General features: G+C 41.7%; 10 protein-coding genes. 7 read left to right on the forward strand and 3 right to left on the reverse strand.

Annotation, left to right across the window (positions count from 1 at the left end; translation table 11 throughout):
- Positions 1–36 precede the first annotated feature (36 nt).
- From ychF to LK453_RS07390, 3 genes are all read right to left on the reverse strand, one after another.
- The gene (ychF, locus tag LK453_RS07380) at positions 37–1,128 is read right to left on the reverse strand and encodes a redox-regulated ATPase YchF (RefSeq protein ID WP_201537902.1); all 1,092 of its coding nucleotides are present in this window, start codon (positions 1,126–1,128) and stop codon (positions 37–39) included.
- Between the two features lie 356 nt (positions 1,129–1,484).
- Complete coding sequence (locus LK453_RS07385; protein ID WP_201537904.1) at positions 1,485–2,429, reverse strand: phosphodiester glycosidase family protein; 945 nt, start codon at positions 2,427–2,429, stop codon at positions 1,485–1,487.
- Between the two features lie 17 nt (positions 2,430–2,446).
- Positions 2,447–4,192 carry an FMN-binding glutamate synthase family protein gene (locus LK453_RS07390; protein ID WP_007395572.1) on the reverse strand — a complete coding sequence of 582 codons (1,746 nt, stop codon included), beginning with the start codon at positions 4,190–4,192 and terminating at the stop codon, positions 2,447–2,449.
- Between the two features lie 1,000 nt (positions 4,193–5,192).
- On the opposite strand from LK453_RS07390, the gene ndk reads away from it, so the two are divergent.
- From ndk to LK453_RS07425, 7 genes are all read left to right on the forward strand, one after another.
- Positions 5,193–5,624: a nucleoside-diphosphate kinase gene (gene ndk / locus LK453_RS07395; protein WP_044298370.1), complete on the forward strand. Its 432-nt coding sequence runs from the start codon at positions 5,193–5,195 to the stop codon at positions 5,622–5,624.
- Between the two features lie 554 nt (positions 5,625–6,178).
- Positions 6,179–7,375: a 23S rRNA (adenine(2503)-C(2))-methyltransferase RlmN gene (gene rlmN, locus LK453_RS07400; RefSeq protein WP_144295785.1), complete on the forward strand. Its 1,197-nt coding sequence runs from the start codon at positions 6,179–6,181 to the stop codon at positions 7,373–7,375.
- Between the two features lie 182 nt (positions 7,376–7,557).
- Positions 7,558–8,328: a tetratricopeptide repeat protein gene (locus tag LK453_RS07405; protein ID WP_201537906.1), complete on the forward strand. Its 771-nt coding sequence runs from the start codon at positions 7,558–7,560 to the stop codon at positions 8,326–8,328.
- A 157-nt stretch (positions 8,329–8,485) separates the two neighbouring features.
- Positions 8,486–9,355 (forward strand): RodZ domain-containing protein, encoded by an 870-nt coding sequence (locus tag LK453_RS07410; protein ID WP_007395567.1) that lies wholly within the window; start codon positions 8,486–8,488, stop codon positions 9,353–9,355.
- Positions 9,356–9,471: 116 nt separating this feature from the next.
- The gene (gene ispG / locus LK453_RS07415; RefSeq protein WP_007395566.1) at positions 9,472–10,596 is read left to right on the forward strand and encodes a flavodoxin-dependent (E)-4-hydroxy-3-methylbut-2-enyl-diphosphate synthase; all 1,125 of its coding nucleotides are present in this window, start codon (positions 9,472–9,474) and stop codon (positions 10,594–10,596) included.
- 97 nt (positions 10,597–10,693) lie between these two features.
- Positions 10,694–12,004, forward strand: a complete 1,311-nt coding sequence (gene hisS / locus LK453_RS07420; RefSeq protein ID WP_201537908.1) for a histidine--tRNA ligase — start codon at positions 10,694–10,696, stop codon at positions 12,002–12,004.
- A gap of 80 nt (positions 12,005–12,084) precedes the next feature.
- Positions 12,085–12,912, forward strand: a complete 828-nt coding sequence (locus tag LK453_RS07425) for a YfgM family protein (RefSeq protein WP_201537910.1) — start codon at positions 12,085–12,087, stop codon at positions 12,910–12,912.
- Positions 12,913–13,037 lie beyond the last annotated feature (125 nt).

Consider the following 13,037-nt stretch of genomic DNA (forward strand, 5'->3'; position numbering starts at 1 on the left):
GGGTCAATTACAGTCATTGACCGCTTCGGCGTTGAATTACACGTTGAATCTAAAGTGCATTACATCGCCATCTTGAACGATATAAGTTTTGCCCTCTAAGCGTGATTTACCGGCAGCAGCAGCGCCTTTCTCACCACCATATTCGATAAAGTCTTCATAAGCGATGACTTCAGCACGAATAAAGCCGCGCTCAAAATCAGTGTGAATCACACCGGCTGCTTCAGGTGCTGTAACACCTACTTTAACGGTCCAAGCACGTACTTCTTTCACGCCAGCGGTGAAGTAAGTCTGCATGTCTAGTAGCTTATAACCCAAACGGATAACTTGGTCTAAACCAGCCTCTTCCATGCCCATACCTTCTAAGAAGTCGGCTTTATCTGCTTCATCTAATTGCGAGATTTCTGCTTCAATTTGGTTGCACAGTGGCAATACGATAGCGTCTTCTTTGGCAGCGTACTCACGTACTGCATCTAGGTAAGGGTTGTTCTCAAAACCATCTTCACTAACGTTAGCAATGTACATAGTAGGCTTTAAGGTAATCAGGCCATAGCTTTTGATTAGTTTTTTCTCATCATCGTCTAAGTTTGCACCACGGGCAGCTTTACCTTCCGCTACCAACGGTTCAATTTTTTTGAACACGTCCAAAGTGGCTTGGGCATCTTTATCATTGCCTTTGGCTTTTTTGGTTAAGTTAACAATAGCGCGTTCAACCGCTTCTAAGTCAGCCAGTGCCAATTCAGTATTGATGGTCTCGATGTCATCGATAGGACTTACGCGGCCATCAACGTGGATCACATTGTCGTCATCAAAGCAGCGTACCACGTGAGCAATGGCATCAGTCTCACGAATGTTGGCTAGGAACTGGTTGCCCATACCTTCACCTTTTGATGCACCGGCGACTAGACCAGCAATATCCACAAACTCCATAGTGGTCGGCAAGACACGCTCTGGATTTACGATAGCGGCTAGCTTCTGTAAACGTGGATCTGGCACAGGAACAATACCAACGTTAGGATCTTTGGTACAAAAAGGGAAGTTTTCGGCCGCAATACCTGCTTTGGTCAAGGCATTGAATAAAGTTGATTTTCCAACGTTTGGTAAGCCCACGATGCCACAATTAAAGCCCATGTTCTGTCTCTCTTAATCTGATTTGATAAATAAAATAAATGAAAAGGGTCACACTACTAAAAAGGATAATACTAATAAAACGGTTTTGGCGATCAATCCAACTCTGACTATGAAACTAACACTTAAGTCTAAGCATGACTGCTAAATACGCGACTGTTAAATAGAGGGTATGAGAAGAATAAAAAAATGACACTAGACACTACTAATTACACTATGAGTTAAGCCGCCTATCTGTAAAGAAAATAGCGGCTTAAATAAATTAGCGCATATTGTAGCAAAAATTGCCAGATAGGGGGTAAGCTATTGTTGACAATACTTGCCTCTCTGACCAAGTTGTCATCAGCGCTTAAGACAAGTTATTTATTTGGGTCATGGTCTTCAATTAAGCCCACCATAACCCCCATATTTTTATTGTCTTTGTGCTCAATATCGGGCGCATATAAAGCAGAAGCTACTCCGCCATCCAAAAACAACGCATTGGCACAGTGTAAGTCTTCTTTAAATAGATGAGCAAACTGATAAAAAGTCACCGGTTCATTGCTGGTGACGAATTTAATATTGCCATCTTCACAAATACCTACGCCATTACGAATTTTCTTTGAGGTACTGCTGGGATTGAATTTATGATGAATCTTGCCGTCTATGACCAACATTGGACCAGATTGGGTGGCATACCAAGGTTGAGCATCGCCACTTTTTAATAGGGCATCCAATTGATGACTTTCGGTGATGTGAACCTGATTGGCTTTGTCCCACCACAAGACACCATTTGGCATCATATGAAAATTACCCGCACCTTCCTTTAAGTTGAGCGATAAAATCTGTCTGCCCTGAATAACGGTAAAACCAATCGGACCAAACTCACCGTTATACATCCCAGCATTGGTGGCAAACTTAAGCTCACTGCTTTTTGGTAAATCGGCTAATAGAGCATCAAATTTGTATAATGGTTTAATCGATTGGTCTTGGTCGATTATGGCAGCAGTGTTGTCTTTTTGCGATGCTTGCCATTGACCTGATTTCCAAAATAAATGCAAAGACAAAGACGTGTTTGCTTTAAGTAGGGCGTCTTGGGAGACCTGACATAAAGCATGGGTAAAGGGGGCTTTTTGGACCTGACAAAATGACTGTTCGTCTGCCGTAGCGCCTTTTACCGAAGCGATTAATGCGTCAAAGTCTCCATTTTTACAGCCTGACAATATTAAGGTTGATACTAAAGTTAATACTAAAGTGGCCCCTAAGGTTATCGCTGCTACAGGTGAGCCAGCTTTTGAGATAGAACCAAGTGAATTTCGAATCATATAGGGGCCTTAAAGCATTATATCTCTAACGGGAATTGCAAATGTTCTGGCTGTGGATCCGTCATTCTACGGGTGTCCCGTGAGTCTTCGTTATAGGCGATATAGGCTTCATTATCTGCCTTGAAGCTGTCAGGATCTGCCATAACCCACATTTGGTTATAGATTTCTGAGCGTGCACTCATGGTTAGTAGAGCGCCTTCATCTATAAAGTAAAAGCATCTTGAAAGCAGTTTAATAGAGCCATCATTCATACGTCTTGCCACGTGATAAGGGTGTAAGTCATACGGGTGTGATAGGCCGACAGCCCCCACAAAGTTTGCCAACGATTTTATGGTGTTTTTGTGGAAACTGGCCACACGTTCTGCCTTACTCGGCACATCCAATGCTTTTTCACGGTAAGGATCTTGAGTCGCCACACCGGTTGGACAAGTATTGGTATGACAAGAGCGAGATTGGATACAGCCCACTGCGAACATAAATCCACGAGCGGAGTTACACCAGTCCGCACCCAGTGCTAACATCTTAGCAATGTCAAAAGCGGAGACAATTTTACCACTCACACCGATTTTAATTTTATCACGAATACCAGAGCCGACTAGGGTATTGTGTACAAATAAAAACCCATCAATTAACGGCATACCAAAGCTGTCCATAAATTCAACAGGAGCCGCACCTGTACCCCCTTCAGCACCATCTACCACGATAAAATCAGGGTAGTTGTCTTCTTCGATCATGGCTTTTACAATCGCCATGAACTGCCAAGGTTGACCAATACATAGCTTAATACCCACTGGTTTGCCACCTGATAGGTCACGCAGTTTTTGCCAGAAGTGTACCAGCTCACGAGGGGTGTTAAAAGCAGAGTGAGTCGAAGGCGAGATACAGTCTTCCGTCATAGGGATTCTACGGGTCAAGGCAATTTCTTTGGTAATTTTTTCTGCCGGTAATACCCCGCCTTTACCTGGCTTTGCGCCTTGAGACAGTTTAATCTCAATCATTTTTACTTGATCGTCAGTGGCATTTTGTTCAAACAATTCGGGGTCAAAATTACCATGCTCATCACGACAGCCAAAGTAGCCGGTCCCTAACTGCCAAATCAAGTCGCCGCCATATTTACGGTGATAAGGACTGATGGCACCCTCGCCAGTATCATGGGCAAAACCACCCATCTTCGCGCCTTGGTTCAGGGCCATAATGGCGCGCCCTGATAAACTACCAAAACTCATCGCTGAGATATTAAACACAGACATAGAGTAAGGATGTTGACAGCGCTCATTACCCACCATGATGCGAAAATCGTCAACATCTAAAGGATGACTGGTCTGAGACTGTAAAAACCATTCTTTATCTTTGGCATAAAGGTCATCAAGCGTACCAAAAGCATTGGTATCACTTACATTCTTAGCACGTTGATAAACCAAGGCGCGTTGTTGACGTGAAAAAGGTACTTCTTCTTTATCGTTTTCGATAAAGTATTGGCGAATTTCAGGACGATAGCTTTCTAGAAAGTAGCGGATATGACCAGCAATAGGATAGTTATATAGCACCGAGTGCTTAGACTGCATCAAATCGTAAATACCGACTAATACCAATATCCCTGCCACTAAGGCCAGCCACCAGATAGACAGTAACAGCGAAATAATGGTGATAAGTGCTACGGTGATAAGTAAACCATAACGTTTTACGACCCCAACTTGGTATTGACGTTCGTTACGCTCTGTACTTTCTGCTTTAGCAGGAATAGCGGTTGGTGATTTTGACATGAAATATCCTTCGTCATTTTTTTCAATTAAATACTACAAATGTTAAAGACTAAAATGTTAAATACGAAATTTTTGAAAACGTGTGTTAAAGCTAATGTGTTAAAAACCAAAGTGTAAGAAATCAAAAAACTTAAAAAAAAGCGACTAAAAACTAAAAATATCCAAAGATTACCCTTTAGAAACGATGAGCCAAGCTTTTGCTCAATGTTTTAACGGTTATAAACTTTTGTGCGACTATACTATTAATCTAATCATTCTCTATTAGAGAGCGATTTAACTAGAGTACAACTACAAGCTTATTTAATGTATTGCCTAGTCTGTAAATAAAACAGACTGACAAATAAAACCAGATTACAAATAAAAATAGTCCCCAATGCAAACAGACGTTATCTGCGTGCTTAAGATTTTTTAAATTCAAAGGGGGAGTGGGTCACCTTAACTAAAGCATGAACGCTGGAAAATCAGCGTGGGTTTTGGACGGCTAAGCGCCAATGGCTTCAAAAATAAAAACGGCTACTAAGGGAATTTAGCAACCGCTTGAAGACTGGCATTTAAAGTTAATCTGTATTTTCTAAACTATTTTATCTAAAAACGCTATCTAGAATATCGTTAATATTAAGGCGTATTATTATAGCCAATATTTACTCTAAAACCTAATATTAGCCTCATATATAACCAACGAGATAACAGATATATAACACTTAGCGATTAACGAGACAGATAGTCACTAAATATTGGCGTAGACCTCTGATCATTATGATTGTCATTATCCTGTAGTACCGCTTAGCAAACCAAGGTATCCACCGGCTCAATGCTTAATAATTGGTATCAGAATGTTGCTATTTTGCGATTGGTTATGTTTTTTTCTGTCATTTAAGCGATGAGTCGTTATAATAAGCGCAGTTTGAAGTCAGAATAGGTGTAATTCACCATACTGTCATTCATGAACTATTAAAATACAGTGGTTTTATATAACTTTATTAACTTTGAGGAGCTTAACATGGCTATCGAACGTACTTTATCAATCATTAAACCAGACGCAGTAGGCGGCAATCACATTGGCGCAATTTACAGCCGTTTTGAAGAAGCCGGTCTTAAAATTGTTGGCGCTAAAATGCTACATCTTGATAATGAGAAAGCAGGCGGTTTCTACGCTGAGCATAAAGAGCGTCCATTCTACAATGACCTAGTTTCTTTCATGACGTCAGGTCCAGTAGTGGTATCAGTATTAGAAGGCGAAAACGCGATTGCTAAGCATCGTGAAATCATGGGTGCGACTAACCCAGCAGAAGCTGCGGAAGGCACTATCCGTAAAGACTTCGCTTCTAGCATCGATGAAAACGCAGTACACGGTTCTGATTCAGCAGAGTCAGCGAAACGTGAAATCGCTTACTTCTTCAGCGAAAACGAAGTATTAGACCGCACTCGTTAATTTTATCTATTGGTTCATAAGTGAACATCAGAGCCAATAACACAAAGCGAGTCTGTTTTTTCAAACTTCGAAAAAACAAAGTAGAAACGGCTAGGCCTTGGGCTTGGCCGTTTTTCATTACTGTTTTATATGCCAATGTTTTATGTACCAAACGGCTTTATGGACTAAGCCTTTTAGATTAAATTACTTGATAAGCTAATAATTATTTTAAAAATTGAAAGTTACTTAATTAAAAGTTACTTTGAGGTTTAATAATCAGCTTAAGGCTCCATAATTATTTCACAGTCACGCGGTCTGCACCTTGGTAAGATGTAGACACAGACAAAAACCATGTAAAGTAGAAATTTAAGTTATAATAAGCCCCTTATTATGTTGTTGTTCCCAAAAACGGGGCATATACCATATTTTATAAGCTTTAATTATTTGCTCTAGCTTGTAAGCCATTAGCTAGGACATACAGATATATATAAAGCCTCTTCACGATCCAATGAGATCGTATCTAAAAAACCCACATATCCTATTAGGTTAGTTAAGTCATCATGACCAAAATTCCAATGCAACCTGCTGACAGTGCGCCAGCCACATTCAATCCTAACGATACTATGCCCGCTAAGACTAATATCCTTGGTATGAGTCAAGAGCAGTTAGGTGACTACTTCAAACAGATTGGTGAAAAGCCTTTTCGTGCCACTCAGGTGATGAAATGGATTTACCAGCATGGGGTAACTGACTTCGCGCAAATGACTAATCTGTCAAAAGGGTTGCGTGAGAAACTAAGCGAAAAAGCATGTGTCGAAACTCCAGAGGTAGTGCATAAAGAATTTAGTGAAGATGGCACTCGTAAGTGGGTGTTTAAAGTTGCTGGTGGCTCATTGGTAGAAACGGTGCTGATTCCAGCGGATGACAGTAAAGTGAATGGTCGCAAGACCCTATGTATCTCATCACAAGTGGGCTGTGCTTTAGACTGTAGCTTCTGTAGTACCGGCAAACAAGGATTTGAACGTGATTTAACCGCGGCTGAGATTATTGGTCAGCTTTGGGTGGCTAACGCCTCTTATATGGAAGGCGTTGACAGCTCTGAATGGCAAAATAATGTAACCAACGTGGTTATGATGGGAATGGGGGAGCCACTGCTTAATTATAAGCCCGTTGTCTCGTCAATGAGTTTGATGTTGTCTGATCATGCCTATGGATTGTCAAAGCGTCGTGTGACGTTATCAACCTCTGGTGTGGTACCGAAGATGTATGACCTTTATAAGGACATCGATGTGGCGTTGGCCATTTCATTACATGCGCCAAATGATGAGCTGCGTAATGAGTTGGTGCCTATCAACAAAAAATATCCATTAAGTGAGTTGATTGCTGCCGCTAAAGCATATGTTCATGATAATAATCCTCGACACAAAAAGCATGTTACTATCGAGTACGTAATGCTGGCGGGTGTTAATGACAGTGATGAGCATGCTCACCAATTGGTGGCATTGTTAGAGGGATTACCGAGTAAGATTAATTTAATCCCGTTCAACCCATTCCCTCATGCGCCTTATGATCGTTCGAGTAACAATCGCATTCATGCGTTTAGTAATATTCTAAACAATGCCGGCTTTGTTTGTACCATTCGACAGACAAGAGGCGATGATATTGATGCCGCTTGTGGTCAATTGGTCGGTCAAGTGGCAGACAGAACCCGCCGCTCAGCCAAATGGCAAGAAAGCATTAAGTCTCGCCAAGCGGAACAATCAGTAAATTAATAGAACTGAGCTTACTTTTGTTGAGTTTTTATACCATAATTTCTCATTAATTGGTCGCTTGCTTGATATTTTATTCTATGATAAAAAAATTAGAGGTTTTAGGTGCAGAAAAGGGCCTAGGCCGTTACAATACGATTCGTGTAGTGTAATATTTAGTAAATGATGACTCATTAGGGACAACCATGACTTGCCTTGCTCAGACCTTTTTAACCGCTGAGCATGTGCATCGGCCAAGATTGCATTCAAAATCTGACTTTGTCGCAGTGAGACATCCAATTTTTGGTGTGGTGGTTGCAATCTCGATGATGGGGTGTCAATCAACCTCCTATCAGGACGCGACACAACGCTCGTATCACACTGAGCAGGCTAATGAGATAGCGTTTATTAGAACCCAAATGGCCGCTCAGTATTTGACATTGAATGAGCTTGATAATGCCAAACGTCAATTAGAAAAAGCATTGTCAGCCAATAAACGTTATGCCCCTGCCTATGATATGATGGGGGTTTTGTTACAAGCGGAAGGCAGTCGGCTAAATATTATTGAAGCCGAATCGTACTTTCGCCAAGCCTTAGTATTACAGCCACAGTTGATGAAAGCACGTAATAATTATGGTGTTTACTTGTCACAACTGGGCCGATACGATGAAGCCATGCATCAGTTTGAAATAGCGGGTGCTGCCCTAGGTTATGAAGGTCGAATTAAGGCCTTAGAGAACTTAGGACTGACTGCACTCAAGAGGGGCGATTATGCTCTAGCCACTGAAACCTTCGTTAGAATTTTAGAGCGTGACCGTAATAATTTAGTGGCTCATTTGGAGCTGATTGATCTATTAATTAGTAACAATCAATTGGTACAGGCAGAGAACTTGTATAAAGAGATGCTGACGCTATTAGAAGAAAGTGCGGTGACCGCCCCTCGAATAATTCGGCAAAGGGCAAAGTTGCGCCTTTAGCGTGACCCGATATAATAAAGTGGTTATAGAGATACTATAATTAAGTATAAAGTAAGTGATCAAGTCAAAAAATATTTTTCGCGACAGCTTTAGCTACCTTACCGCACAGTGAAGAAGCCAAAAAGCTAAAAGTTTGGATTCGTAACCCAGAGGCATCATGGAAATAGATAGAAAAGACCCGTTAACACCTACCATAGATACATCAAATCAAAATGTCGGCTCGTTTGGTAATCGACTTAAGCAAGCACGCATAAATCAAAATCTAACTTTGGATGATGTGGCGGCTGAATTATTTATTTTAACGCGTCATCTCGAAGCGATTGAAGCAGAAGACTTTAAGTCTTTGCCGCAAGCCGCTTTTGCTCGAGGATTCGTGATTAACTATGCTAAGTATCTTGGCCTAGATCCAGACCAAATCGTAGACAGTTTTAACCGTAACTATCCTGATGAGTTAAAAAAGAAGAGTGTCGATGATATCGAGTCTCCTCTCAAGCCGATGGGTACTTTACAGCGTGAAGGAAGACGATCTATTCGTATCAATCCGCTATTGGTATTGGGCGTAATTGGTTTGATTGTTTTGGCTGTATTTCTACTTCGTACCATTTCAAATGCGAAAGATGCCAGTACCGATGAGCAAGATACCAATACCAATGCGGTAGTGGATAACTTGTCAGAAAGCGAACAGTCAGCAGGCGCGGCTGTGAATACTACAGTGGTAAATAGTGGGAATGCTTTAGACAGCTCAGGTTCAGCGTTGGGTTCAGATTCTACTGCTGTGGTCAGTGCGGATAGTGCGACCTTGGATTTCCAATTAAAAGACAATACCCAGCTAACCATTGTTGATGCCACTGGCAAAACCTTATTGACCGGTGAGCAGGCGCGAGGCGGGTATAAGTTGTCAGGCAAACCGCCATTTAAAGTTCAAATTGGCAACGTTTCTAATGTAACTTTAATGCTCAATGGTGAGACGATTAAGTTAAATGACTTTGCCACTAATAACCAAGCTAATTTTAGTTTGGCGCCTTAATTCAATACTATAAAAGTGGCAGTTCAAAGTATTTGTCTTGGTAGACGCTAAACTTTGACTGTCGCTTCGCAGTGCAATATTTTGTTCACCAAATTTCCAGTCAACTGAGAAGTCTTATGTCTACTCCCTCTCCAATTAAACGTCGTGAAACCAAAAAAATCTATGTCGGTGATGTGGCAGTCGGTGGTGATGCCCCTATCAGTGTCCAAAGTATGACCAATACTGACACTTGTGATGTAGAAGCCACAGTAGCACAAATACAGCGTTGTGTTGATGCTGGCGCTGATATGATGCGAGTATCAACCCCTACCATGGATACGGTGGCTGCTTTTGCAGAGATTAAAAAACGAGTGGATATTCCGCTAATTGCAGACGTTCATTTTGACTATAAAATCGCACTTGCAGTGGCTGCTGCAGGGGCAGATTGCCTACGTATCAACCCAGGTAATATCGGCAATGATGCCAAAGTTCGTGAGGTAGTTGCTTGTGCCCGTGATTACAATATTCCTATTCGTATCGGGGTGAATGCCGGTTCTTTAGAAAAAGAGATTCAGCGCAAATATACAGAGCCCACTGGTGAGGCGATGGTTGAATCAGCGATGCGCCATATTGATATCTTAGAGCGTTTAAACTTTGATCAGTATAAAGTGTCAGTAAAGGCCAGTAATGTGTTCCTGACCTTGGATGCTTACCGTCTATTGTCACAGCAAATCGACAACCCTCTACATTTAGGGGTAACAGAAGCGGGTATTTATCGCACAGGTACCGTTAAATCTGCGATTGCGCTAGGTGGCTTATTGCTAGATGGTATTGGCGATACTATTCGTATTTCATTAGCTGCCGAACCAGAAGATGAGATTAAAGTTGGTTTCGATATTCTAAAATCTCTAAATATTCGTGCCAATGGGATTAACTTTATTGCTTGCCCTAGTTGTTCACGTCAAGAGTTTGATGTGATTCGAGTCATGAATGAGCTCGAAGCCCGTTTGGAAGATGTGCGTGTGCCAATGGATGTGTCAGTTATTGGCTGTAAGGTCAATGGACCTGGTGAAGCCAAAGAAGCAGATATTGGGGTAGTGGGTGCTTCTCCCAACTCGCTGGTATATTTGCAAGGTGAAAAGAGCCATCTAATTGATACCACTACGTTAGTAGACAACATTGAAAAAATGGTCAGAGAACGCGTGGCGATTGCTGAACAAAAAGCGGCCAATGAGATATTGCGAGTAGACGGTAGCAATTAAGCGGCAAGCCTTGCCAAATTAAGACCAGTAAAATAAAAACAATTGTTTCATTTACGCTGGGTTATCAGCGGAATAAAAAATTATTTGGGCAAATAATATGATTAAGTCAATCAAAGGGTTTAACGACATTCTGCATGTGGCAACCTCTAGCAGTCAGCCAAGCAGCCAATGGCGACGTTTAGAGAACATGTTAAAGGAGGTTCTTGATCAATTTGGGTATGAGGAAATACGTCTTCCTATCGTTGAAGAAACACAGTTATTTGCCCGAGCCATTGGTGATGCGACCGATATCGTCGAAAAAGAGATGTTCAGCTTTACGGATAAGTCTGATCCACCAACGCCATTGACGCTTCGTCCTGAAGGCACTGCAGGGGCGGTTCGTGCTGTCATTGAACATAACTTATTGCGCGGCGATAGTCCTAAGTTTTGGTACATGGGCCCTATGTTCCGTTACGAACAGCCCCAGAAGGGACGTTATCGTCAATTCCATCAGTTGGGGGTAGAAGCTTTCGGCAGTGAGTTGGTTGATGTCGAAGCTGAGCTAATTGCGATGACCCATATGATGTGGAAGCGCTTAGGCATTGATCATGAGCTTACCTTAGAGATTAACAGCTTAGGTGAGTTGGATGAGCGTTTGGCTTATAGAGCCGCCTTGGTTGAGTTTTTGCACAATAAAAAAGACCTATTGGACGAAGACAGTAAGCGCCGATTAACCACCAATCCGCTACGTATCTTAGACAGTAAAGACCAAAACACCCAAGCTATTTTAGAAAATGCGCCTCGATTGGCGGACTTCTTAGGCGAAGAAAGCAAAGCTCATTTCAGTCAATTAAAAACGTACTTAAAAGCATTAGATATTGAGTATGTGGTCAACCCAAATTTAGTGCGCGGTCTAGACTACTACAATAAGACCGTATTTGAATGGGTAACTGACAAGCTAGGCTCACAGGCGACAGTCTGTGCTGGCGGCCGCTATGATGGTTTAATTGGCCAGCTAAAATCTATTGGTAAATCAGCAGATAAAGCAAAAACAGTAAAATCAGATCCAGCAGTAGGTTTTGCTATGGGTCTAGAGAGATTGCTACTGTTAGTACAAGCTATTAATCCAATGCCAGAAACGACCTCTTGTGACATCTTTGTGGTGGTTCATCCTGAGCTTTATGACCAAGGACTGCTCTATGCACAGTCTTTACGAGAAGCACGCTCAGACTTACGTATTAAAATGTCTAGTGCCAATAGCCTAAAGGCACAAATGAAAAAAGCCGATAAGTCAGGGGCTAAATTGACCGTAATTTTAGGGCAAGATGAAATTGAGAATGGCACCATTAGTATTAAAACGATGGAAACAGGCGAACAGGTCAGCCAAGACAAACTATGGCTACACAGCACTGAGAACTTTAGTTTATAATTCGGAACTTATATTAGAGTAAACGGCTAGCAATACCGCTTTTCTTTGAATATTTGGTAATTAACTTATTAGGTAGATTTATGGCCAAACATCCCATTTCCAATTCACCAGACTTGAATAATTCAAACGGTGATCCGCAGTCAATGGAGAAGCTAAAGCAGGCTGCCGGTTATATTATTGGCGCTATATTGTTGGCCTTGGCAGGTTATTTTGGCTGGACCTATTTCCAAAATTCAGGCATGAAAGAAGATACGGTTGCTGCAGATAAGTATGCGGCCATTGAAAAAACCAACGATGAATTAATGGGTCAGCCAGAAGGCAATGCTGATGTGAGTAAAAAGCTAAATGCTGATATTGATAAGCTAGTGGCCGAACACGGCAATACAGTTTATGCTTGGCAAGCTTTAATGATTAAATCACGTAATGCGGTTGATGCCAATGACATGAAGAATGCGACAGAGGCATTGAAAAAAGCACTAGAGATTGATCTAAAAGATCCAGGTTTACACTCTATAACTCAGCTTCGCTATGCCACGGTATTATTGGCTGATGGTAATGTGGATGAGGCACTTACTCAAGCTTCAAAAGATGTACCAGTAGCCTTTGAAGCCAGTCAGCAAGAACTTTTGGGTGATATCTATTCGGCGAAAAAAGACAAAGAAAAAGCCCTACGTGCTTATCAAAATGCGTGGAGCTTATTGTCTAAGCGTCATGAAGAGCGTCCTTTCTTACGCTTGAAGTTAGAAAACTTAGGTATCAACCCAGAGCCTATTGAGCCTGCTGATCAGATTGTTGACGTAGCGGCATTGCAACAAAGCCAGGATGCTGCTCAAGCCCAAAGTAATGCCGAGCTTGAAGCTGTAGCTGCTGAACTAGCCGGTGGTTCCTCTGAAGGCACTGCTCAGTAAGCCTGTAGTAAGAAGCCCGTTACAATAGGCTCGTTACAATAAGTTAGTACAATAAATTGCCTTTTGACTTTTTGTTTATAACCGAATTTGTTATAACATACACAACCATAAGATTAGTACCAAAG

It is taken from the genome of Psychrobacter sanguinis, assembly GCF_020736705.1.
In the GTDB taxonomy this organism is placed as follows: Bacteria; Pseudomonadota; Gammaproteobacteria; order Pseudomonadales; family Moraxellaceae; genus Psychrobacter; species Psychrobacter sanguinis.

What these genes read in the sequence shown, in the direction of transcription:
- ychF (WP_201537902.1), bottom strand. Translation starts at nt 1,128, where the DNA reads ATGGGCTTTAATTGTGGCATCGTGGGCTTACCAAACGTTGGAAAATCA.
- LK453_RS07385 (WP_201537904.1), bottom strand. Translation starts at nt 2,429, where the DNA reads ATGATTCGAAATTCACTTGGTTCTATCTCAAAAGCTGGCTCACCTGTA.
- LK453_RS07390 (WP_007395572.1), bottom strand. Translation starts at nt 4,192, where the DNA reads ATGTCAAAATCACCAACCGCTATTCCTGCTAAAGCAGAAAGTACAGAG.
- ndk (WP_044298370.1), top strand. Translation starts at nt 5,193, where the DNA reads ATGGCTATCGAACGTACTTTATCAATCATTAAACCAGACGCAGTAGGC.
- rlmN (WP_144295785.1), top strand. Translation starts at nt 6,179, where the DNA reads ATGCAACCTGCTGACAGTGCGCCAGCCACATTCAATCCTAACGATACT.
- LK453_RS07405 (WP_201537906.1), top strand. Translation starts at nt 7,558, where the DNA reads ATGACTTGCCTTGCTCAGACCTTTTTAACCGCTGAGCATGTGCATCGG.
- LK453_RS07410 (WP_007395567.1), top strand. Translation starts at nt 8,486, where the DNA reads ATGGAAATAGATAGAAAAGACCCGTTAACACCTACCATAGATACATCA.
- ispG (WP_007395566.1), top strand. Translation starts at nt 9,472, where the DNA reads ATGTCTACTCCCTCTCCAATTAAACGTCGTGAAACCAAAAAAATCTAT.
- hisS (WP_201537908.1), top strand. Translation starts at nt 10,694, where the DNA reads ATGATTAAGTCAATCAAAGGGTTTAACGACATTCTGCATGTGGCAACC.
- LK453_RS07425 (WP_201537910.1), top strand. Translation starts at nt 12,085, where the DNA reads ATGGCCAAACATCCCATTTCCAATTCACCAGACTTGAATAATTCAAAC.